Source organism: Ignavibacteriales bacterium, assembly GCA_016709155.1.
GTDB lineage: Bacteria > Bacteroidota > Ignavibacteria > Ignavibacteriales > Ignavibacteriaceae > JADJEI01.
Genome location: JADJEI010000001.1, coordinates 1366756 through 1391587 on the forward strand (window position 1 = coordinate 1366756; position 24832 = coordinate 1391587).

Sequence of the window (24832 nt, forward strand, 5' to 3'; positions counted from 1 at the left end):
ATGTCAAATAGTAAAAAACAAATTTTAATCGCTCATCAATCTACAATTCCACATTATCGTGTTGCTTTCTATGAGGCAGTTGAAAGGCTTCGACCTCGATGGTGGGAGTTTACTGTGATGTATGACAAAGAAGAGGCTGATAATTTTTTTTACATGTCTTCAAACATTAAAAACTTTAATTTTCAGGTTAAGGAAACAAAAAGCTATACTCTGAACATTTTAGGAAGAAGATTAATTTTTCAAACATTTCCTTTCACCTCCATTAAGTATGATCTTTTAGTTGTTGGAAATGCCATGAATAATATTGCCTATCCCATTTCGTTTATTAGAAAGTTATTTGGCAAACCTATTGCATACTGGGGTCATGGTCGCGATGTTTTTACGTTAAAAAAGAGTTTGTTAAAAAGGATGACCGATGGATTCAAGATGATACTCTCAAATTTAGCTGATGGTTTCTTTGCTTATACAGAGGGCGTTAAAAAATACCTTGTACAGGGCGGCATTACTCCAAATAAGATTTTTCCTCTTTATAACACTATTAACATTGAAGAGAAACGAAAAGAATATGAAATAATCCTGCCAGACCGGGAAGCACTACGTATTAAAATGGGAGTTAATTCTAAAAAGGTATTGCTAATGGTGGGGAGGCTGACTAAAGAAAGGCGGATGGGATTTTTTCTTGAGTCATATAAACATTTATTATCAATTGATAGATCCTATAAATTATTTATTATCGGCGGTGGAAATAAAAAAATTGTTGAAGAATTCCAGAATCAATTTGGAAAAGAATTTGTCGAATTTCTTGGAGTGGTCCCTGACGAAGAAATCGCAAAGTATTATGTAGCTAGTGATTTATTCGTTTATCCCGGCTCAGTTGGATTAGCACCTTTACAGGCGCTATGCTATAGTCTTATACCAATTGTTATAGATTCAGACACACATAGCCCGGAATTTGAATATTTAAATAAAAGCAATTCTATTATACTTCCTAAAAATACTGATGCAATAGACTATGCAAACACAATTAAATCATTTATAGATAATAAAGAAGAATTAATTAAAATACAAAATCATGCTTGGGATTCTATTAAACACCTAACGATAGAAAACATGGCAAGAAATTTTATAAGTGGAATTAATTTTATACTGGACAAAGAAAGGAATAGTAGTAGCGGTTATGGTAATAAGTCATAAATATAAATATCTCTTTGTAGAGTCACCAATCACGGGCTCAACTGCGATAAGTGCAGAACTTCGTGAAAAGTATGATGGAAAAGAAATATTAAGAAAGCATTCCAGATATTATGAATTTCTAAATGTAGCAGGAAAAGAAACTGCAAATAACTATTTTATTTTTTCAACTATTAGGAACCCCTTAGATGCTCAAGTAAGTGCTTATTTCAAATATAAAACAAATCACCAAAATAGATTTACTATTCCCACGGAATGGAAGAGATATGGCGGTAGTTTATCTGAGAAAGACTTAAGAATCTACAAATATGTAAAAAAACATAATTTGGATTTTAGTGGTTATTTTAAGAAATATATAAAACTGCCTTACGATACTTGGGCAAGACTTTCACATAAAAACTTTAATTACCTTATCAGGTATGAAAACATTCAGCAAGATTTTTCAGAAGTGCTTAAAAGAATCGGAATTCAACAAGATAGACCCCTACCTGAAAAAAACAAAACCACAAAAGATAAAAATTTTCTGGAAATCTATGATCCATCCATCCGACAAAGAGCGGTAAATATTTTCGGACCTTTCATGAAAGAATGGGGGTTCGAATTCCCAAAAGAATGGGGAGAAATAAAAATCTCACCTTTCGCACAAATTGAATACGAAATTGTTGGTTTTATGAAGAGTATCTATTGGAGGCTTACTCCTAAATCAAACGCAGTACAACGTAAAAAATTGTTGGGGGAACTTCAACAATTAAAGATCCATTCATAAAATTATTATAATCACTTAAAGGATTAAATTTGAATATCTCAATATTTGGACTAGGGTATGTTGGTTGTGTAAGTCTTGGTTGTTTAGCCCAAAATGGACACATTGTTATCGGTGTAGATGTTAGTGAAACTAAAGTTGATTTAATCAATAGCGGAATTGCTACAATCGTTGAAAAAGATATTGATGAAATTATAAGAGCTCAGTTTAATTCGGATAAAATTAGAGCAACTATGGATCCGAAAGAAGCAGTCCTGAATACCGAGATATCAATCATTGCCGTAGGAACTCCTTCTTCTGTAAATGGTCATCTCATACTTGATTATATTTATAAAGTTGTCGAAAATATTGCAGACGCATTAAAACAAAAAAATGGATTCCATGTGATTGCTATCAGATCAACTGTGCTTCCCGGAACTTGTGAGAAAGCTGCTAAAATGATAGAGAAAATTTCAGGCAAAATATATAATAAAGACTTCACCGTTGTATCGAACCCCGAATTTCTTAGGGAGGGTACGGCGGTTAACGATTACTTCCATCCCCCATACACACTGATTGGATCTGACAGCAAATCAGGCTCAGAAAAAATGTCTCAGCTCTACAGTGAAATTGACGCAGAAATTGTAGTTACTTCTATAAAAGAAGCGGAAATAATTAAATATGTAAATAATACCTTTCACGCTTTAAAAGTCAGCTTTGCAAATGAAATAGGAAATATATGCAAAACACTTGGGGTTGATTCACTTGAAGTAATGAAGATTTTTATTAAAGACAAACAATTAAACATTTCTCCTTATTATTTAAGACCGGGTTTTGCGTATGGTGGTTCCTGTCTGCCTAAAGATCTTAAAGCACTTCAAACTTTAGCTCATGATCTATACCTCGACACTCCTGTTATTCAGAGTATAAATAAAAGCAACGATATTCAAATTAAAAGAGCAGAAAAAATAATTACAAATTGCAACAAAAATAAAATTGGGATTTTGGGATTAAGTTTTAAGGAGGGAACGGATGATCTTCGAAACAGCCCTTCTGTTAATTTGATTGAGACTCTTCTTGGCAAAGGATTTACAATAAAAATTTATGACAAAAGTGTTCAGTATTCTCAATTGACCGGAAGAAATAAAGACTATATAGACCAGCATATCCCCCACCTTGCTAAACTAATGGAAAGTGACGTTGAACACTTGATCATGAATAGCGAGTTATTAGTAGTTTCGACACGGGAGAAAGAGTTCGATGAAATCCTAAGTAATATTCAGGATAAAAAAATAATTGACCTTGTTGGTCTTGATAAAGAGTTTCTAAATAAACCTAATTATTTCGGAATCAACTGGTAGTTTGTGATAAAATTTCCTCCTAAATACTCTTTATTCGGTGTTGATTATTCAGCGACTAACTATGAATCTGCAAGCGATTTAATCATCCAAATGGCAATACAAAGAACGAGTTTTGCGGTCTCTGCTCTTGCTGTTCATGGGCTTATTACCGCAGTTCGGGATATAAAACTAAAATCAGTGATCAAGAAAATAGATATGATTGTTCCTGACGGACAACCAATTCGCTGGGCGCTTAATAGCTTTCATAAAATAGGACTAAAGGACAGAGTTTACGGACCAACATTAACTCTTTATGTTCTGAAAAAAGCAAATGAAAAGAATTTGAAAATTTATCTTTATGGCAGCACAAAAGAAACTCTTAATAAATTTTCTTTATTTATAACACGAAGTTTCCCCAATGTAATAATTTCAGGAATTCATGTCGATCGTTTTAGAGAAGCAACCCCGAAAGAAAACGAGGAAGATATAAAAAAAATTAATGCTTCAGGTGCTAACATTGTTCTTGTTGGAAGAGGTTGTCCAAGACAAGAGATTTGGGTCGCTGAACATCAAGGCAAAATACAAGCCGCAATGATGGCTGTGGGTGCCGCTTTTGATTTTCATGCCGGAACAGTAAAACAGGCACCCAAATGGGTTCAGGATTACGGCTTTGAATGGTTGTTCAGGCTTATTCAAGAACCAAAACGATTGTGGAAACGATACTTAATTACAAATAGTTATTTCATTTTATTATTTTTTAAAAACAAATTTATTCACAGGAGCTTTACTTAATGAAAAAAATGATTGTCACCGGTTCAAGCGGATTAATTGGAAGCGAAGTAGTTACATTTTTTGCTCAACGGGATTGGATGGTATTTGGAATTGACAACGACATGCGCGCAGATTTTTTTGGACCAACCGGTGATACAAGATGGAATCAAAAAAGACTTTCAGAACTATACAAAAATTTTAAGCATAATGAAATTGATATTCGCAATAGGGAAGCAATACTTGAATTTGTCAAGACAATTAATCCGGATGCAATAGTTCATACTGCAGCACAACCAAGCCATGACCTTGCTGCTTCCAGACCTTTTGATGATTTCGATGTTAATGCTGTTGGTACGTTAAACCTACTCGAAGCTAATAGAAGAACTAACCCTGAAATACCATTTATTTATATGTCAACTAATAAAGTTTACGGTGACGCACCCAATGAACTTAATCTTGTTGAGTTGGAAACACGCTGGGATTATGCTGATAAAAATTTTTATAATGGAATTAAGGAGGATTTTAGAATTGATCAGTCCAAACATTCGCTTTTTGGAGCCTCAAAGGTTGCCGCTGACGTAATGGTTCAGGAGTATGGAAGATATTTTGGGATGCCGACTTGTTGTTTAAGGGGAGGATGCCTAACGGGTCCTAATCACAGCGGTGTGGAACTACACGGATTTTTAAGTTACCTGATAAAGTGCAATGTTGAAAAGAAAAAATATAATATTTACGGTTATAAAGGCAAACAGGTACGAGATAATATCCACTCGCTTGATGTCGTGCGTTTTATGAATGAATTTCTGAATTATCCCCGGGTTGCGGAAGTTTATAACCTCGGAGGTGGACGAGACAATTCTATCTCAATACTCGAAGCATTTTCAATGATTGAATCTATTTCCGGGAATGCAATGATATATGAATATTTTGACCAAAATAGAATTGGTGACCATATATGTTATATATCTAATCTTCAGAAAATGAAAGAACATTACCCCAATTGGGACATAACAAAAGACTTGAAAACTACATTTCAGGAAATTTATGAGGCTTGGGGGAAAAAAATAATTAAAAATTAAAATTCCTAGCCAGATTTTCAAAATAGATTTAGGGGACAGTTCAGATTAAATTCTTCATTTTATTTTCTGATAAATAGAAATATCTTAGATTAAGTTACCAGATTGCGACACATAATCTTAAAAATAGATTTTTTTATTTATTCTTAGACTTGGATATTATTCAAAGCTGTAAATATTACAAATTTTTACTTTTTGAGACTTATAATTATCTAATTCTGACTAAAATATTGCCTGAAATTGATATTTTTTAGGTATGATAATTGATTAAATTATTTTCTAATTCGGAGTGACATAGCTCTTCGCCAAATAATTTGACCTAAAAAAGAATTATAAAATTTAGATGTTACAGTACCAAAAATCGTTACGATATATTAGGCTCTTACTCGACATATCCACAATTGTACCCGCATACTTTATCACCGTTTGGATGGAATTTTATCCAAAGACACCTGTATTCAGCTATAAAATATTTTTCATATTAATTTTTCTTGTCTTAGTTTGGCCGGCCTCAGCAACTTTTTCAGATGCATATGACGAATTTCGCTCAAGAAACTTTACATTTGAAATTGCTTCTGTGGTAAAAAATGTATTCATTCAGTCGATAGCTGCTATAGTTATTTTATTTTTTGCCAAACACAAACATCTGGATGAAGCATTTATTGTAATATACCCCACCTTACTTTTCCTTCTATTGCTTATAAACAAAATGATAGTCCGGAAAGTTCTCCAACTGCAGAGAAAAAAGGGAATGTTTTTAAGGAACCTTTTAATAGTTGGTACCGGCGAACTGGGAATGAGTTTTTTCGATATTCTTCAAAAAAATCCTCAGTTTGGTTACAGAGTAGTCGGCTTCGTAGACGATAAAAAGAATACCGTCCTGAATGGATTATATCGTGGCGATATTGGCAATTTGGATGAAATACTCTCAAACTCAGAAATCAATGATGTTATAATTGCACTTCCGGATTATTCAGCAAACAAACTGGAAGGTGTTATTAAAACTTGTGAAAACCACACTATACGAGTAAAAGTGATTCCAGATTATTTCAAATTTATGTCATCCAAATATAAATTTTCAATGTTTGGAAGATTCCCAATTGTTTCAGTAAGAGAGGATAGATTAAATGAATTCCATTGGCGATTAATAAAGAGAGCCTTGGATCTTGGGGTTACCCTGTTCTTATTTTTACTTATTTTCTGGTGGCTTTGGCCAATTATAGGTTTCGCAATAAAGATGAGTTCAGCAGGCCCTATTTTCTTTAAACAAGAACGTTGGGGAAGACATAACCAAAGATTTATTGCTTATAAATTTCGCTCTATGAAGACAGATTGTGCTGAAATTTCTTCTACGGGAAAATATGTGCAGGCTACTAAAAATGATCCGAGAATTACTAAAATTGGAAATTTTCTTCGGAAGACAAGTCTTGATGAATTACCTCAATTTATTAACGTTCTTAAAGGTGAAATGAGTTTAGTAGGACCGAGACCTCATCCAACACCGCTAAACCTTGAATCAAAAAACCAAGTTTATTTATACATGCTTAGGCATCTTGTAACTCCCGGTCTGACGGGTTGGGCACAGATAAAAGGTCACAGGGGAGAAACGAAAACAGTGGAAGATATGCAACAGAGAATTAACCACGATGTGTGGTATATTGAAAACTGGTCATTCTGGTTGGACATTCAAATCATTTTGCTTACCATTTGGCTGATGATTATTGGAGATCAAAAAGCATATTGATTATTCTCTGCATTTCAAAACAATAATATCAGACCAGTGACAATGAAGTAAGGTTGAATTAAATTTACAGACCTAGCCACCGTGCTATTATGTTTCTTTGCACCTCATTAGCACCCGAATAAATTGTTCCTGCCATTGAGTCTCTTAGAATTCTTTCAACTTCATATTCTGTTGTGAATCCGTAACCGCCAAATATCTGAACTGTATCCATTGCACATTTGATTAAGGCTTCACTGACATAAACTTTTGTAATCGAAGCATCCATTGTAACGTGTTTCCCTTTGTCTAAAAGCCAGGCTGCTTTATAAACCAGGTTCCTTGATGTTTCAATTCTGATTTTCATATCGACAATTTTGTGCGAGATCGCTTGATAGGAAGAAATTTTATTGCCTGAAGCTTTTCTTGTTTTTGAATACTTAATAGCTTTTTCTAGTAACCGCTCCATAGTTCCGATATGTGCAGCAGCAATACAAATTCGTTCCCAATCCATTGAATAAGCAAAAATTGTTGGACCTGCTCCAAGCCCGCCTAAAACAGCTTTCGCGGGTACAAAAGCATTATCTAAGACTATTTCACCTATTGGACTTGTACGAAGACCCATCTTTTCGAACTTTTGGCCAGGTATGTACCCCGGTGTATCCCGCTCAACTAAAAAAACAGAGATGCCGCCATAGTAACCTTTGTCAACATCGCTCATCGCATACAAAATTGCAAGATCAGCAACCGGACCATTGGATGAAAAAGTTTTTGTGCCTGTAATTCTAAATCCATCTTTATCGGGTAAAGCTTTGGTTGACATATTAAATGCATCACTACCTGAACTGGGTTCAGTCATTCCATTAACAGCTATAATAGATCCATCACAAAGACGGGGGAGGTACTTTTGTTTCTGTTCTTCATTGGCGTATTTCCAAATGGGTATTACACAAGCAAGTAGATGTGCACATATTGAAAAAACTAAGCCTCCATCTTCACACCCGTACCCCAACCCTTCTAACGCGATAGCCGTTGATACGGCATCTAATCCAAGTCCGCCATATTCTTCCGGCACGGGTAAACCCTGTAAACCCATTTCGCCGCACTTTTGCCAAAGATCGCGGGAAAATGTTTGTTGTCGATCTCTTTCAATTACGTTGTTATTCAGTTCTTTTTTTGCAAATCGAATTATTTCTTTTTTTAGATTTAATTGGTCTTCGGTATATCCAAAATCAATCATTAATACTCCTTCAATTTCTGATAGTCAATTTTATTTGTAGAAGTTTTGGGTAGTGATTTCTGAAAAGAAAATCTATCAGGAATCATATACTGAGGAAGATTATCTGAACTAAATTGCTTCATCTTAATCATTGATTCTTCAGCCGTATCATTCATTACGAGAAATGCTTTCACCAAAACACCCCCATCCTTATCTGTCCCTGTAATTGCGGCAGCTTCTAAAACTGCTGGATGTTTATAAAGTGCAGTTTCAATTTCACCAAGCTCCACGCGGTAACCACGTCGCTTAACCATCCTATCTTTCCTGCTGACATAAGTATAATTTCCCTCCTCTTCTTCGATAACAAAGTCTGCGATTTGATACCATTTTATTCCGTTTTTATCTTTGAAAAAAACGGCTTCGTTTCTTTCCGGAAGATTCCAATAACCTTGCATTATTGGTCCTGTAACACAAAGTTCGCCTTCAGATAATTTTGGTACCAATTCACATTCATCATTAAATACTTTACACGTTAAATGTGAGCAATCCTTGCCTATTGGGAATGGGGTGGTTTTATCATCGGGAATTTTATCAGGGATTTCATAATAAGTACATACGTTAGTTTCAGTAGGACCGTATAAATTAAAATATCTTTTATCCGTCCAAATTTCTTTTAAAGCTCTTAAATGTTTAATTGGAAAAACTTCTCCGGCAAAATGAACAATTCTAAGTTTTGAATGATCCAATTTCTCAAGTTTACCAAACTTTAACAATAAAGTAAGTATTGAAGGAGTGGAATACCAAATCGAAATCTTCTTTTCTGAAATTAGCGGGGCAAGAGTCATTGGCTGTTTTCCGGTTTCTTCATCAATTAAAACGAGTGTTGCACCGTGTTTCAGCGAAACATAAATATCATGAATTGAAAGATCGAAATGAAAAGGTGCGTGAGATGAGAATCTGTCATTTTCATTTGGCTTAAAAGTCTCTGAACACCAATCGACAAAAGCTAAAGCGCCTTTGTGAGAATATTTCACTCCCTTAGGATTTCCAGTTGAGCCTGAAGTATAAAGTATATAGGCTAAACTATCATCAGGATCATCACACTTGATATCATCGAAAGTAGAAGCTGCCGGATTATTTTTTCCCGGACCATCAATTATGACAAGCTGTTCACCAAATTCAAAGTGAACTTTTACTTCGCCCCATCCCAATGCTTCTTTAAATCCTTCGAGAAATTCTTTTTCAATTATTACAAGCTTCACCAGGCAATCGCTCATAATGAAGGCATTTCTTTTTGGGGGCGAACCCGGATCGACCGGGACATAAGTTGCATCAGCTTTTAGAATTCCAAAGATCGCCGATACCATATCAATTGTTTTATGAGAATAGATGCCCACACGATCGCCATTGACAACACCCGCCTTGGTCAATTCATTTTTGATAACACTGGTTAGCGAATCCAGTTCGCCGTAAGAAATGCTGCCGCCTTGCAGATTTTCAATTGCATTTTTATCGGGGAATTTAGCAGCAGAATTTTCTAACAGGTTATGAAGTTTCATCATTGATCAGCCTTTTTTAGATTGAACAAAGTTTGCTATCTGAGCGATCGAATTTAAGTTATCCTGATCCACTTCGTTTGGTTTGAATTCAATTCCGAATTGGTTCTCAAGAAAAGTAACAAGTTGTAAAGTTGAAATTGAGTCAAGAATCCCGCCGCTGATCAGGGGTGGAATCTGCAAGCTCATCCGGATTTCCGCCTTCAAAATATTCATCGAGAAGGTATTGCTTAACTACTTGTTTGATCTCATTTGTGTCTGCCATTTTATATCTCCTTATTGGATTGGTTGATTAAAAATTAAGTTTAATTTCGTTTTGCTTTTTCAATAGTTGTTTATAGAGTAAATCTGCTATCAATTTATGTCCCTCACTGTTCGGATGCATATCCCATGGGGCAACCCATAATTTTTCTTTATCAAAATCTTTAAATACATTCTCAAGCGAAATTACAATAAACCCGGCAGCCTCAGCTTCTTTTTTTAATTTCTTAACGCTTCTATCATCCTCATTAAAAATGCCTTCTAATGTCGGTAGAAATACCCAGACGGGAATTGCATTATTTTGTCGGCAGTTTTTTACAATTTCACTATATCCCCAAGAAACAACACGATCACCATATTGAAGTAGTTTTTTCTGAACCTCATTACGGCTCATTTTATTATTAATACCGCTTTCAATTTTTAACTTTTTTAGAAAGTCAAATTCTAAATCCAATTTATCATCCAGAAAGAATCTAGTTGACCTATCAACAACTCTTTTGTTTTCTTGAGAATGCGCAAAGTAAAAGACAACATCAGGCTTAAAATTAAAAATTTTATCTTTGGTTTGTTTAACACATTGAATCAGATGATACCCCCCAACAGAAAAGTTAAGTATTTCAATTTTTTTGTTTGGATCAGTGATAAATTCTGAGTTTAAACGATCTTCAAGCAACTTCTCAAACATCATATCGTTTTCAACACCGGATCCCATCTCAACTGAAGTACCTAATAAAGCAATTCTCAAAGTGTTAGCGGGCTTTTCAATTGTGTATTCTTTATCGCGCATTCCTAAACTATTAGTAACAAGATTTGCTCTTTTTAAATATTGTGCTTTTAGAAGGAAGCAGCTCAATAAAATATAAATCGCCGGTTTCCTTAACAGCTTCGCTCTCATAAAGCGGTTTCCAATCAGGTGGAACCGCAGCTTCATTTTCTGCTAATTCAGTAGTTAGAACATTACCTTTTAGTATGGGTTCGTAATAACCTCTTTCTGCGACCTCGGCGTCTTTAGCATTTGGTTTATTTGAGCTAATGATTGAGACAACTCTTCCAAGTCTATTTTTCTTAGGCAGATAATATTCCTGAATTCCTATTAGAAAAAGTAATAAAATTGTCAAACCGGAAATCAGCACACTCTTATTAAAAGTTTTGTTTTTACTAAAACCTGAGGCAAGATATTTATTTATCGGGAACTGGATTATTGCACCAATTAGAATGAGAAGTATAATTGCGCCAACAAGAACCGACAACTCCGAAATGCTAACACCCTGAAGCATGGACATAGTTTCTATCCACTCGGCTACTGAACTGCTCATCCAAAGCGACCACAAAATATTCATAAAGATAAACATTCCGGTGATTTGAGCAGAAAGTTTTAAAGCGTCGCTAAATGTCCAGACTTTTTTGCCTAAAGATTTTTTCTTTTTCTTTTTTTCCTGAATTACTGAATTGATAACTATGAGAATTCCAAAAATACCCCAGAATAATCCATCAACTAAAGTGATAGGGAAGATTCCCTGAATCCACAACCATTGATACGAATGAAGCATCCAGGTGATAAAAAAAACAATCAGTAAGGTTATCACCGTAGCAATTGTCTGCGTTATGTAATAATAAACAAACTTGAAAAGCAAAAGTTGAATAACACCCCTCACCATCCATTGAATTCCTTTTTGATAAATATTATCTGCGGAGGAATCATAGTAAGTCCTTAAATAAGTCTTATAATCCACAATCGGAAACAATGGGAATAGTACATTCGGAAGTAAAAAGAAATAGGATAGATGCTGCCAAATATTTGCTTCAATTGGTCTCTGCTTCATTTCATACAAGTAAAGAACCATCCTGAACATGAAAATTGAACCGAAAATAGGTACTATGCTAGCGCCCCACTCGGTCTGTATTACGCCTGTCCTTACCAACAAAAGGAGTGCAAACCCTAAAAATATAATTGAAACTTTAAGCCAATAATTTAATCGTAAGTTTGCGATTAGGATAAACAGGGAACCAAGAAGGAAAATTATAAATGCATTTAAGGCGCCAATAACAATACCATAAGTGATAAAAGAAAGTAAAAGGAAGAACGGAAGCTTGTACTGTAATGGAAGGATGGAATGAATCAGAAATCCAATTCCGATTGGTACTAAAGCTAAAATTATTCCATGCTCTTCTTCAACTTTAAATTTGGAAATAACGAACAAGAGCAGCGACAATTCTATAAAAAGTAAAAGCAGTTTTTTAAAATCGATTGATTCAAATTTCTTTTCGTTTATTATTCCAACGGGTACTGGAAATATTTTATTAAGTAATGCCATAAGGATTTAATTAGGTTAAAAGTTTTTAATATTAAATAAAATATTTTTATTTTTCATCAATTTGGTGTATAACATATTGGCTATTAGCTGATGACCTTCTACATTAGGATGCCTGTCCCACGGCTGCACCCATAAAGTTAACAAATCGTGACCATCGTAAACCTGTGAAAGATCTATAGTTATTTTAAAGCCTGCTTCTTTGGCGAGTTTGCTCATCTCGGCATACTCTTCTTTGCTATCTAAACCTTCAAGTGTGGGCAGGAACACCCAAACAGGAACCACGCCCGAGTTATTACATTGCTCAGCCATTTTTTTATACCCCCAACGTATTAGTTCTGTTTTAACGTTATCCAATTTTCGAAGAAACTCACTTCGAGGCATTTTCTTATCTAACTTAGCATCTTTAATTATTTTCTTTAAAAAATCATATTCAAGATCTGCCCCGGATAAAATTTGTTTATACAATCTGCCTATCGCTCTATCATATTCCCTTGAGTGACAAATATAAATTACTGCGTCCATATCATATTTTAATACTTTTGAATCAATAAGTTTTACGCAATGAGTCATGCCATAACCGCCAACACCAAAATTAAAAAATTCATAATTATTAAACTCGGAAACGGGTTTCTCAAGGTTTAATTTATCTTCAATTAGCCATTCATATCCTTGGTAAGCCTCCACTCCCGAAGACATCTCAAATGACCCGCCAAGCAGAGCCATCCTGAATGTTCCGTTGGGTTTCTCCAATGTGTATTCTTTATCCCTTAATCCAAAAGAATTAATTTCGAAGGCAGTGCCTTTAAATGTTGTTTTAGTGTTTGGGATAAGTTCGTCAACTACCATATCGTGTGATTTTCTAATTGCAATGTTTTGATCTTTCTCGTGCCAATCTTTTGGAGTCACTTCTTTAATCTGAATATCAAGACTTTTAGTAAGCTGATTGCTTGAAAGGATAGGTTCGTAATAGCCTCTTTCAGATTCTTCTATGTCTGCTACATTTAATCTTTGCTCTTCAATAGGTCTGATTAGAACAGAGAATTTTGAATCCTCGGGTAAATAATATTCGTGCATTCTTGCAATTAAAATTACTATGAGACTTAAAAAAGCTATCCCGGAATTTTTTAAAAAAGATTTTTGAGTAATAATATTTGAGATTAATAATTTTTCAATAGGGTATTGTATCATCGCACCTAACACGGTAACAAGTACTAATACTAAAATGATTATTAAAACTTCGTTTGAACTGCTGGTTTGAAATACCGAGATCAAAGAAATCCATTCTCTGATAGAAACACTGCTCCATAAAGACCATAAAAGACACATAAAAACAAACATTGCAACAATTTTAGCGGAAAGTCTTAGAGCCGGTATAAAACTCCACCCTTTTTTTGCAAGATTTTTCTTCTTCTTTTTCTTCATCTGAAGAACTGAATTGATAGTAACAAAAATTCCAAAAATTCCCCAGAACAATCCATCAACCGACGTCAAAGGAAATGAGCCGGTAAGCCAAAAAAATTGATAGGAGTGAAGAAGCCATGTCAATAAAAACATAATCATTAGCGTAATAACTGTAGCCGTTACCATACCCATTTTTCTCAATTGAAAGAAAATCGGATAATAAAATATTTTCATTACAAAATCTTTCCAGTAAATATTTATCCTCCTCCAGAAGTCACTAAATCCAGATGCGAGTAAATATTTATTAAAAATTTGCGGTAAGTCCAATCCAAATAAACAAAGGACGCCTACTATAAGATGAGCTTGACCAGAAATTTTGAAGAGCAAAGCATAATTAGATAATAAATAAACAATCAATGTTCCGGTATCTACTACTTTAGATGGCGAAGAAACAAAATACATATAGATTATTCTGTAAAGCAGTAATTGTATAACACCGCGAATGATCCATTGAATACCTTTTTGGTAAATCTCGTATTGATCCTGATCATAGTATGTATGTAAATAAGTTTTAAAATCCACAATGGGAAAAAGAGGGAAGCTTACATTAGGAATCATAAAAAAATATTGAAGCTTCATCCAAATGGAACTCTTCAAATCATTTTTCTTTATCTCATATATATAAAGAATCATCCTAAACATAAACATAGAGCCAATTACTGGCATCACAAGAGGTGCCCAGGGCGTTGGTATAAAATTTAGTCTTAAAAGTACTAGACCTACTGCTGAAAGAACTAATAATAAAACCTTTACAACAAAAGAAATTGGAAGCTGAGCTATCCCAATAAAAAAGAGTGCTATCGTTATTAGAATAAGAGTATTCACAGTTCCTAAAACAAATCCAAAAGCAATCATCGAAGACAGGACAAAGAAGGCTGATCGATATTTAATTGGAAGCATACTATGAATAACAAATGAGATAAATAACGGAAGAATAATTAGTAGTAAGCCATTCTGCTCTTCTATTCTAAACAAATAAACAACTAATAATGTTAGCGCAAGTTGGAAAGTGATTAGAATAAATTTTGAAAGATTAAATGTAATACTTGATTCTTTAATTGAGGTATGGTTAGTTATCTCCGGGAACCAATTCTGTAAATTGCTCATAATTTTAAAACAATAATTAATAATATTATGCAGTTATTCGAAATCGAAAGTTCGAATTTTAAATGAAAAAAATTTTTGAAGACATAATTGAGAATTATAAATAGCAGAAACGAAGAACATTTTGATCGGAATTCACTTTGAATTTAAAGTCTGCAATTTTTTGTGACGCAAATATAGACTTTTTTAGTGAAATTCTCCCCTAAGTTTATAATTTTTTATAAAGAAAATAATTTAAATAATCATAGCTGCATTACTTCATCAAAATCAATTTTTTTGAGTCGTTAAATGTCTGTCCTGATTCCAAACTTTTTGCAAAAATGCGATAAACATACACACCGCTTGGTAAACTTTCTGCATTAAATAATAGTTCGTAAAATCCCGCTGCCTTAACGCCACTTTCTATTTGTCTGATCTTTCTACCGAGTATATCGAATACCTCTATTTTTACTTCAGATTTATCTTTCAACTGATAGCTTATAGTTGTTGTTGGATTGAATGGGTTAGGGTAATTCTGATTAAGTGAATATTCTTCAGGAATTATTTGTTTTTTTTCTAAGCTGGGAGTCTTTTCGGCGTAACTACCTTCAACTATCGTGAGCAGTTGATTAACATCAATTTTTCTTAGTATATCAACTACTCCACTTGGCCAATTAACTATCAAGGAGTCTATCATTATGGATTCGCCTACGCCAAAAATTAATGTCAAACTATTCTGTGACTGATAACTGATCTCGTTATATAGACTTCTTCTTGTACTTTTACCTTCTAAAAAAATTTGTGCAGTAGCACCGAGACCATCACGATTACTTGCAGTTCCCTTGAGATTTATTTTCAGCCAATTATTAGTCCAGCCATTATTTTTCAATAATTTACTTTGAGTTCCATTGGCATTTAGAATTACGATATCAGAATAACCGTCGTTGTTATAATCACCAATAGCATTACCATAACTGAAAGATGTATCAGATTCTATTCCAGTTGTTAAAGCCTGTGCAAATGTACCGTTGCCTTTATTCCAGAATAACATATCTTCTCTTGTTTGGTTTCCGGCTATTCCGTTAGAAACACTAACAAACAGATCCAGGTCACCATCGTTATCATAATCCAAAAAATTGGCGCCCCAGCATACTTTCCCCACATTAATTCCTAACAAACCAGCAACCTCACTGAAAGTACTGTCTCCATTATTCTTTAGCATCCTGTTACCATCAGGACCATTTGTTAAATACATGTCTATCCAACCATCATCATTAAAATCACCTGCAGCAATTCCCATACACGCCATCTGAAGGTCAACCCCGGACGATGTACTTACATCTGTAAAAGTTCCGTCCCCATTGTTTTTAAATAACGTATTACCCTTCATAAGATCATTCGCACAATAGATATCCTGGAAACCATCATTATTAAAATCCAACCAGCTTACAGTAAGAGCTAGTCTGCCAGTGTTAGTTACTTTAGTGGTTTCACTGACATCTGTAAATGTTCCATCTCCATTATTATGATAAAGTCTATTGCCCTGAAAATCATCTCTATTCCCGACATACAAATCCAAATAACCATCATTATCATAGTCGGCGAATGATGCTCCTGTGCTCTGCTCTAAAAACATTGATAAACCGGATATACTTGTTACGTCTGTAAAAATTCCTCTTTCATTTCTGTAAAGTCTGCTAACGCTTCCCAGATTTACGACAAATAAATCTTTATCCCGATCATTGTCATAATCTGCCCAAATAACAGCCTTACTTCTGCCTAACTCACTTATCCCCATCTTATTAACTATGTTCTTAAATGTTGTGGTTTTATTTCGAAGATGTTGAATGTTTTCTCCTATTCCGCTGCTGAAGGTAATATCATCCAAACCATCTCCGTTTGCATCGGCAAAACTTACCCCCCCGGCAAAAAAATCTATGTTATAACTGTGGTTTACTTTCATCTGGCTGCTTACATCAGTAAATGTCACTGGATTTGGTTGAAGCAGAGTTTCTCCTTCCACTGCATTTAGTTTCTGATTGACTAAAACATTCCTATAAACATCCTCTAGTCCATTAGGCCATTTAATAATAATTGAATCAATAACTGTCGATTGCCCTACGCCAATTGTTTCTATAAAACTATTTTGTGATTGATAACTAATCCCGCAATGTGTAGTTCTGATAAACTTTATTCCCGAACGCCAAATTTCAATTACGCTTCCAATCCCCTCCCTATTACTGACGGTTCCCTCCAATCCTATTTTTATCCAGTTGTTTGTACCGCCGGAATTTTGAAATAACTGAGATTTATGACCGTAGGCATTAAGAATTGCGACATCGAGATATCCATCGTTGTTGAAATCCGCCGTTGCACTACCATAGCTATAAAATGTGTCAGCTTCCAACCCGGTATCGAATAATTCGGTGAATTGACCATCGCCATTATTTCGAAAGAAAGTGTTGTTTCTTGCGGGATCATCTCTGCCTTGCAAACCGCCACTATTATTTACAAGTAAATCCAAATCACCATCATTGTCATAATCAAAAAAAGAAGTCCCCCACCCAAACTTACCAACACCAATATGAAGGTAGCTTGCCTTTTCAGTAAAAGTTCCATCTCCATTATTATGGAGAAATGCATTGCCTTCGTCCACATTTGTTATGTACATATCGAGAAATCCATTGTTGTCATAATCACCGATTGCAATTCCCATTCCAGACACATACACATTTGCTCCCGAGGCAACACTTACATCCGTAAATGTACCATCGCCATTGTTTTTAAATAGTGTGTTGCCCTGATGTAAATCGTTTGCATTATAAATATCTAACCATCCGTCATTATCATAATCTAAAAAAGAAATTGCAAGAGGAAGTTTCCCAAAATTGGAAACACCTGCAAAGTCAGTCACATCCGTGAAGGTACCATCACCGTTATTATGGTAAAGATGACTGCCAAAATTCCAGTCTCTTGTTCCAATGTAAAGATCGAGCCAGCCATCCTTATCGTAATCAGCCCAGCAAGCTGCAGTAGAAAAAGTTATATCAAGAGGAAGTCCAACCGCACTCGTTACATCAATGAACTCTCCATTATCATTTCTATAAAGATGATCGAAAGAATTTCTATTAGTTATTAAAAAATCTCTGTCTCCATCATTGTCATAGTCTGCCCACAACAAACAGTTTGCTCTTTGAGTATCGCTTAAAGCAGTTTGATCCACGATATTTGTGAAATACTGACCATCAAATTTGTAAAGATGAATTTTTTCGCCCGTCACTGTTGGTAATGTCAAATCTTCTAAACCATCCTTATCGAAATCACAAAAACTTAATCCAGCATTAAAGAAAGGCCAATAATAAGTGTGATCAATACCTAAGGATTCTGCAACATCTGTAAATGTTACTTGCGCGATTAGATTTTTATTACTATTGATAATTAAAAAGCTGATTAAAATTAATATGGCAGTTTTCATAAGGCCTCCTCTATTAATAAATCTTGTAATTAATTTCTTATTATTTCAACAGAATCATTTTTTTAGATTCAGAAAAGTTACCTGCTGTCATTTTATATAAGTAAATTCCACTCGGTAATCCTGCTCCATTAAACTCAACTTTGTGATACCCGGCTTCCTTCTGTCCTAACAGTAATTCTTTTACTCTTTGACCTACTATATTGTATATCTCTATTCTTACTTCTGTCCCTTCCGGCAGCTGATACTCTATTACCGTTGTCGGGTTAAAGGGGTTGGGGTAGTTCTGTCTGATTAAATATTCTCCCGGTATATCCAACTCTTTCTTCCTCTCCGTTGTTGGCTGTACGTTTAACACTCCCTCTGTTATAGTTAGTGTTTGATTTACTGCCGGTGATGTTATTTTACTTCTCTGCCCGCTTGGCCAGTTTACTATTATTGAGTCCACAACTGCCGATGTGCCCAATCCTATCGTCTGTGTCAAACTGTTTTGTGATTGGTAGCTTATCTCATTGGTTACCACCCTGTGTGATACTTTCCCGCCAGTATATGTCTCTATTCTGCTGCCTATTCCATCACGATTACTAACCGTAGCTTTCAGTTTTATTTTATCCAGTTGTTTATACCACCGTTATTTTTCCACAACTGTGTCTTGGTTCCGTTAGCATTTAATATTGCTATATCCTGATATCCATCATTGTTATAATCTCCTATGGCATTTCCATAGCTATATGATGCATCTACATCCAAGCCTGTTCCCACTGCTTGTGCAAATGTACCGTTGCCTTTATTCCAGAACAGTACATTCTGTCTTGAGGGATCCCCCTGTCCGGTTGGTCCATCTGACACGCTGACAAACAAATCCAGGTCTCCATCATTATCATAGTCTATAAAGTTACTTCCCCAGCAGACCTTCCCGATGTTTAGCCCCAGTGTGCCTGCTAACTCGCTGAAGGTGCCGTTGCCGTTGTTCTTTAACATCCTGTTACCATCAGGGCCGTTGCTTAAATATATATCCTGCCACCCATCTTCGTTATAGTCTCCTAATGCTATACCCATACAAGCCATCTGAAGACCCGCTCCTGATAATTCACTTACATCTGTAAATGTTCCGTTGCCGTTGTTCTTAAATAATGTATTTCCCTTCATAAGATCATTTGCACAATAGATGTCCTGATATCCGTCATTGTTATAATCTAACCAGCTTATTGTCAAGCAAAGTTTTCCAATGTTTTCAACTTTTGCCTGTACAGTCACCTCTGTGAATGTTCCATCTCCATTGTTATGATATAATATATTCCCTTTTAGATCTTCTCTTTGTCCAACGTATAGATCCAGCCAGCCATCGTTATCGTAATCTGCAAAAGCTGAACCCGTACTCTGATCAGAAGAAAGTGATAACCCAGCTATGGCTGTTACGTCCGTGAATGCCCCGCGGTTGTTTTTATATAGTCTGTTTACTCCACCAAGATTTGTTACGAATAAATCTTTGTCCCGGTCATTGTCATAGTCTGCCCATATTACCGACATCGATTGCCCTGTCTCATTTATCCCCATTGTCGGAGTTATATTCTTAAACTTTGTGGTTTTATTTCTCAAGTGTTGTATGTTCTCTCCTGTTGTGCTGCTTAGTGTTATGTCATCCAGTCCATCTCCATTGGCATCAGCAAAACTTATTCCTCCAGCAAAAAAACTTATGTTATAGCTATGGTTTATTTTTACCTGATTTGTTACATCGCTGAATGTAACTGCACTTTGCTGAGCTAAGGTTTCCCCTTCTATTGAGTTTATCGTACTGCCCGCTGGTATGTTTGTGTATATATCTACTATCCCGCTTGGCCATTTTATCTTTATCGTATCTATTACTGCTGCCTGTCCTATCCCTATTGTTTCGGTAAAACTGTTTTGTGATTGGTAGCTGATTCCACAATGTGTTGATCTGATAAACTTTTGGCTTCCAAGGGTTACTTCAATAATACTCCCGACACCATCTCGATTGCTAATAGTACCTTCAAGGTTAACTTTGAACCAGTTATTACTTCCGCCGCTGTTTTTCCACAATTGTGTCTTTGTTCCGTATGCATTTAGTATCGCTAAATCCAGGTATCCATCGTTATTGTAATCTGCCACTGCACTTCCGTAACTGAATGATGAGTCGATATCTAAGCCTGTCCCCGTAGCTACTGCAAATGTCCCATTACCTAAATTCTTATAAAGTATATTCCGGTTGTCTAGATCACCCCTTGCACCTGGTCCGTCTGAAGCACATACGTGTAAATCTAAATCTGTGTCATTATCGTAATCGAAAAACTCTACTCCCCAGCATAGTTTGTTAAATGCTACTCCTAATTGATCTGATACTTCTGTAAATGTTCCGTCTCCATTATTTTTTAATAGTTTATTACCATCCGGCATATTCGATACATACATATCCAAGTATCCATTGTTATCATAATCTCCTATCGCTATGCCCATACCAGAGACAATAATATCTGCCCCCGCCTCAACGCTAACATCTGTGAATGTTCCATCAGTATTGTTGCGAAATAATGTATTTCTACCCATCAAATCATTTGCGCAGTATATGTCCTGCCATCCGTCATTATCATAATCCAGAAAAGATACAGCCAATGGTAAACGAGTAATATCCCCCACCCCGGCTTCAATAGTTACGTCGATAAAAGTGCCATCACCATTATTATGATAAAGGTAACTTCTCTGGTCAACAGCACGATTTCCCACATAAATGTCCAACCATCCATCATTATCATAATCTGCCCAAGCTGCTGCCATGGTTTGATTTGCAAGTAAGGTTAATCCTGCTGAAGCAGTAACATCTAAAAAAGTTGAAACTCCATCATTACGAAATAATCTACTAGTGTTCCCCCTATCAGACATAAAAAAATCTTTGTCGCCATCATTGTCATAGTCTGCCCAGACCAATGTCTGTGAACGATGTGCATTGGAAATCAAGAGCTGAGAACGAATGTCTGTATAACTACTTCCATCGTAATTCAGGATTTGAATTTCTGCGCCAAAATTACTTAAAGATAAATCTTCCAGACCATCAAGATCAAAATCACAGAAACTTAATCCTCCGGCAAAAAAACTTATATTGGTTGTATGATCTATACCTAGCTGAGGGGCGACGTCAGTAAAGGTTACATTTTGTGAATTTGTTTTGATTGCAAATAAAGCTACAATAAAACAAATAGTTATAACTCGAAGAATTTTTATTGACATAAATAGTAGTCCCTTTTAATAATAATACGTTTCGCTTAGTAATAACCGATGAAATAAAACCATATGGCGAAAGAAATATGCTTGATTAATTATTTCAACAGAATCATTTTTTTAGATTCAGAATAGTTACCTGCTGTCATTTTATATAAGTAAATTCCACTCGGTAATCCTGCTCCATTAAACTCAACTTTGTGATACCCGGCTTCCTTCTGTCCTAACAGTAATTCTTTTACTCTTTGACCTACTATATTGTATATCTCTATCTTTACTTCTGTCCCTTCCGGCAGCTGATACTCTATTACCGTTGTCGGGTTAAAGGGGTTGGGGTAGTTCTGTCTGATTAAATATTCTCCCGGTATATCCAACTCTTTCTTCATCTCCGTTGTTGGCTGTACGTTTAACACTCCCTCTGTTATAGTTAGTGTTTGATTTACTGCCGGTGATGTTATTTTACTTCTCTGCCCGCTTGGCCAGTTTACTATTATTGAGTCCACAACTGCCGATGTGCCCAATCCTATCGTCTGTGTCAAACTGTTTTGTGATTGGTAGCTTATCTCATTGGTTACCACCCTGTGTGATACTTTCCCGCCAGTATATGTCTCTATTCTGCTGCCTATTCCATCACGATTACTAACCGTAGCTTTCAGTTTTATTTTTATCCAGTTGTTTATACCACCGTTATTTTTCCACAACTGTGTCTTGGTTCCGTTAGCATTTAATATTGCTATATCCTGATATCCGTCATTGTTATAATCTCCTATGGCATTTCCATAGCTATATGATGCATCTACATCCAAGCCTGTTCCCACTGCTTGTGCAAATGTACCGTTGCCTTTATTCCAGAACAGTACATTCTGTCTTGAGGGATCCCCCTGTCCGGTTGGTCCATCTGACACGCTGACAAACAAATCCAGGTCTCCATCATTATCATAGTCTATAAAGTTACTTCCCCAGCAGACCTTCCCGATGTTTAGCCCCAGTGTGCCTGCTAACTCGCTGAAGGTGCCGTTGCCGTTGTTCTTTAACATCCTGTTACCATCAGGGCCGTTGCTTAAATATATATCCTGCCACCCATCTTCGTTATAGTCTCCTAATGCTATACCCATACAAGCCATCTGAAGACCCGCTCCTGATAATTCACTTACATCTGTAAATGTTCCGTTGCCGTTGTTCTTAAATAATGTATTTCCCTTCATAAGATCATTTGCACAATAGATGTCCTGATATCCGTCATTGTTATAATCTAACCAGCTTATTGTCAAGCAAAGTTTTCCAATGTTTTCAACTTTTGCCTGTACAGTCACCTCTGTGAATGTTCCATCTCCATTGTTATGATATAATATATTCCCTTTTAGATCTTCTCTTTGTCCAACGTATAGATCCAGCCAGCCATCGTTATCGTAATCTGCAAAAGCTGAACCCGTACTCTGATCAGAAGAAAGTGATAACCCAGCTATGGCTGTTACGTCCGTGAATGCCCCGCGGTTGTTTTTATATAGTCTGTTTACTCCACCAAGATTTGTTACGAATAAATCTTTGTCCCGGTCATTGTCATAGTCTGCCCATATTACCGACATCGATTGCCCTGTCTCATTTATCCCCATTGTCGGAGTTATATTCTTAAACTTTGTGGTTTTATTTCTCAAGTGTTGTATGTTCTCTCCTGTTGTGCTGCTTAGTGTTATGTCATCCAGTCCATCTCCATTGGCATCAGCAAAACTTATTCCTCCAGCAAAAAAACTTATGTTATAGCTATGGTTTATTTTTACCTGATTTGTTACATCGCTGAATGTAACTGCACTTTGCTGAGCTAAGGTTTCCCCTTCTATTGAGTTTATCGTACTGCCCGCTGGTATGTTTGTGTATATATCTACTATCCCGCTTGGCCATTTTATCTTTATCGTATCTATTACTGCTGCCTGTCCTATCCCTATTGTTTCGGTAAAACTGTTTTGTGATTGGTAGCTGATTCCACAATGTGTTGATCTGATAAACTTTTGGCTTCCAAGGGTTACTTCAATAATACTCCCGACACCATCTCGATTGCTAATAGTACCTTCAAGGTTAACTTTAAACCAGTTATTACTCCCCCCGTTGTTTTTCCATAGTTGTGTCTTTGTTCCGTATGCATTCAGTATCGCTAAGTCAAGGTATCCATCGTTATTGTAATCTGCCACTGCACTTCCGTAACTGAATGATGAGTCGATGTCTAATCCTGTCCCCGTAGCTACTGCAAATGTCCCATTACCTAAATTCTTATAAAGTATATTCCGGTTGTCTAGATCACCCCTTGCACCTGGTCCGTCTGAAGCACATACGTGTAAATCTAAATCTGTGTCATTATCGTAATCGAAAAACTCTACTCCCCAGCATAGTTTGTTAAATGCTACTCCTAATTGATCTGATACTTCTGTAAATGTTCCGTCTCCATTATTTTTTAATAGTTTATTACCATCCGGCATATTCGATACATACATATCCAGGTATCCATTGTTATCATAATCTCCTATCGCTATGCCCATACCATCAATAATGAGACCAGCACCGGAAACATTACTAACATCCGTAAAAGTACCATCGGTGTTATTGTGGAAAAGAGTATTCCTTTTATTGAGATCATTCGCAACATAAATGTCCTGCCATCCGTCATTATCATAATCCAAAAAAGATACGGCAAGCGCTAAATGTCCAAAGTCTGAAACACCGGCAAGAGTTGTTAAATCCGTAAACGTACCATCGCCGTTATTGTGATATAAAAAATTACCAACAACGAGATCCCGATTCCCAACATATAAATCTAACAGACCATCATTATCATAATCTGCCCAGGCTACCGGCATAGTCTCATTTACCGCAAGAGATAAACCAGCCGAAGCAGTAACATCAATAAAAGAAAAATTACCTTCATTGCGGAATAATCTGCTTGTCGCTCCTCTGTTGGAAATAAAAAAATCTTTATCACCGTCATTGTCATAGTCTGCCCAGATTGGAGTTTCTGATCTTAGGTTGTTAGCAATTCCGTATTGCAAGCTAACGTCTATATATTGAGTGCCATTATACTCAAGTATTTGAATTTGCTCAAAATATTTACTTAGAGTCAAATCATCAAAACCATCCTGATTAAAATCGCAGAAACTCAGCCCGCCAGCAAAAAAAATTACGTTACTTGTATGGTCTATACCTAATCCGGAGGCAACATTGGTAAAAGTAATTTGTTGAGGATATATAGGAAAGGAATTTAAAAAAACAATAGAAAGCAATGAGATATATTTGAACACACCCCCGTAAGGAGTTTTAGTGGGACTAAAAAATTTAATAAACAACTTTTGTTTATTGTGAAAAAATGATTTTAGAATAATTAACATTAATTCTTTTATGTTTC

The 24832-nt window shown here is 35.7% G+C and carries 15 protein-coding genes and 1 pseudogene; 6 read left to right on the plus strand and 10 right to left on the minus strand.

Translation table 11 applies throughout. The features are described from left to right. From IPH11_06735 to IPH11_06760, 6 genes are all read left to right on the plus strand, one after another. The gene (locus IPH11_06735) at positions 1-1194 is read left to right on the plus strand and encodes a glycosyltransferase family 4 protein (GenBank protein ID MBK6913355.1); all 1194 of its coding nucleotides are present in this window, start codon (positions 1-3) and stop codon (positions 1192-1194) included. Beyond that, positions 1178-1957 carry a hypothetical protein gene (locus tag IPH11_06740; GenBank protein MBK6913356.1) on the plus strand — a complete coding sequence of 260 codons (780 nt, stop codon included), beginning with the start codon at positions 1178-1180 and terminating at the stop codon, positions 1955-1957. Before IPH11_06735 ends, IPH11_06740 begins: the two co-directional genes overlap by 17 nt. A gap of 29 nt (positions 1958-1986) precedes the next feature. Further along, the gene (locus tag IPH11_06745; GenBank protein ID MBK6913357.1) at positions 1987-3294 is read left to right on the plus strand and encodes a UDP-glucose/GDP-mannose dehydrogenase family protein; all 1308 of its coding nucleotides are present in this window, start codon (positions 1987-1989) and stop codon (positions 3292-3294) included. Between the two features lie 90 nt (positions 3295-3384). Next, the gene (locus IPH11_06750) at positions 3385-4065 is read left to right on the plus strand and encodes a WecB/TagA/CpsF family glycosyltransferase (GenBank protein MBK6913358.1); all 681 of its coding nucleotides are present in this window, start codon (positions 3385-3387) and stop codon (positions 4063-4065) included. Next, positions 4065-5123, plus strand: coding sequence for an NAD-dependent epimerase/dehydratase family protein (locus tag IPH11_06755; protein MBK6913359.1), 1059 nt, complete (start codon positions 4065-4067; stop codon positions 5121-5123). The genes IPH11_06750 and IPH11_06755 overlap by 1 nt, the downstream gene beginning before the upstream one ends. 340 nt (positions 5124-5463) lie before the next feature. Then, positions 5464-6864 carry an undecaprenyl-phosphate glucose phosphotransferase gene (locus IPH11_06760; protein ID MBK6913360.1) on the plus strand — a complete coding sequence of 467 codons (1401 nt, stop codon included), beginning with the start codon at positions 5464-5466 and terminating at the stop codon, positions 6862-6864. A gap of 64 nt (positions 6865-6928) precedes the next feature. On the opposite strand, the gene IPH11_06765 is transcribed toward IPH11_06760, so the two are convergent. The 10 genes and pseudogenes from IPH11_06765 to IPH11_06810 all read right to left on the minus strand — a co-directional run bounded on the left by IPH11_06765 (position 6929) and on the right by IPH11_06810 (position 24815). Continuing rightward, positions 6929-8077, minus strand: coding sequence for an acyl-CoA dehydrogenase family protein (locus tag IPH11_06765; GenBank protein ID MBK6913361.1), 1149 nt, complete (start codon positions 8075-8077; stop codon positions 6929-6931). Positions 8078-8079: 2 nt separating this feature from the next. After that, complete coding sequence (locus IPH11_06770; protein ID MBK6913362.1) at positions 8080-9621, minus strand: amino acid adenylation domain-containing protein; 1542 nt, start codon at positions 9619-9621, stop codon at positions 8080-8082. Positions 9622-9624: 3 nt separating this feature from the next. Then, positions 9625-9880: pseudogene (locus tag IPH11_06775) on the minus strand (acyl carrier protein). Positions 9881-9907: 27 nt separating this feature from the next. Next, the gene (locus IPH11_06780) at positions 9908-10729 is read right to left on the minus strand and encodes an SGNH/GDSL hydrolase family protein (GenBank protein ID MBK6913363.1); all 822 of its coding nucleotides are present in this window, start codon (positions 10727-10729) and stop codon (positions 9908-9910) included. Beyond that, the gene (locus IPH11_06785; GenBank protein MBK6913364.1) at positions 10674-12191 is read right to left on the minus strand and encodes a hypothetical protein; all 1518 of its coding nucleotides are present in this window, start codon (positions 12189-12191) and stop codon (positions 10674-10676) included. Before IPH11_06785 ends, IPH11_06780 begins: the two co-directional genes overlap by 56 nt. Before the next feature lie 15 nt (positions 12192-12206). Next, positions 12207-14759 (minus strand): hypothetical protein, encoded by a 2553-nt coding sequence (locus IPH11_06790; protein MBK6913365.1) that lies wholly within the window; start codon positions 14757-14759, stop codon positions 12207-12209. A gap of 250 nt (positions 14760-15009) precedes the next feature. Continuing rightward, positions 15010-18210, minus strand: a complete 3201-nt coding sequence (locus IPH11_06795; protein MBK6913366.1) for a VCBS repeat-containing protein — start codon at positions 18208-18210, stop codon at positions 15010-15012. Between the two features lie 40 nt (positions 18211-18250). Continuing rightward, positions 18251-18691, minus strand: coding sequence for a T9SS type A sorting domain-containing protein (locus IPH11_06800; protein MBK6913367.1), 441 nt, complete (start codon positions 18689-18691; stop codon positions 18251-18253). A gap of 119 nt (positions 18692-18810) precedes the next feature. Beyond that, positions 18811-21450 carry a VCBS repeat-containing protein gene (locus IPH11_06805; GenBank protein ID MBK6913368.1) on the minus strand — a complete coding sequence of 880 codons (2640 nt, stop codon included), beginning with the start codon at positions 21448-21450 and terminating at the stop codon, positions 18811-18813. A gap of 89 nt (positions 21451-21539) precedes the next feature. Next, entirely contained in the window at positions 21540-24815 is a 3276-nt protein-coding gene (locus IPH11_06810; protein MBK6913369.1) for a VCBS repeat-containing protein, read from the minus strand. Between the last annotated feature and the right edge of the window lie 17 nt (positions 24816-24832).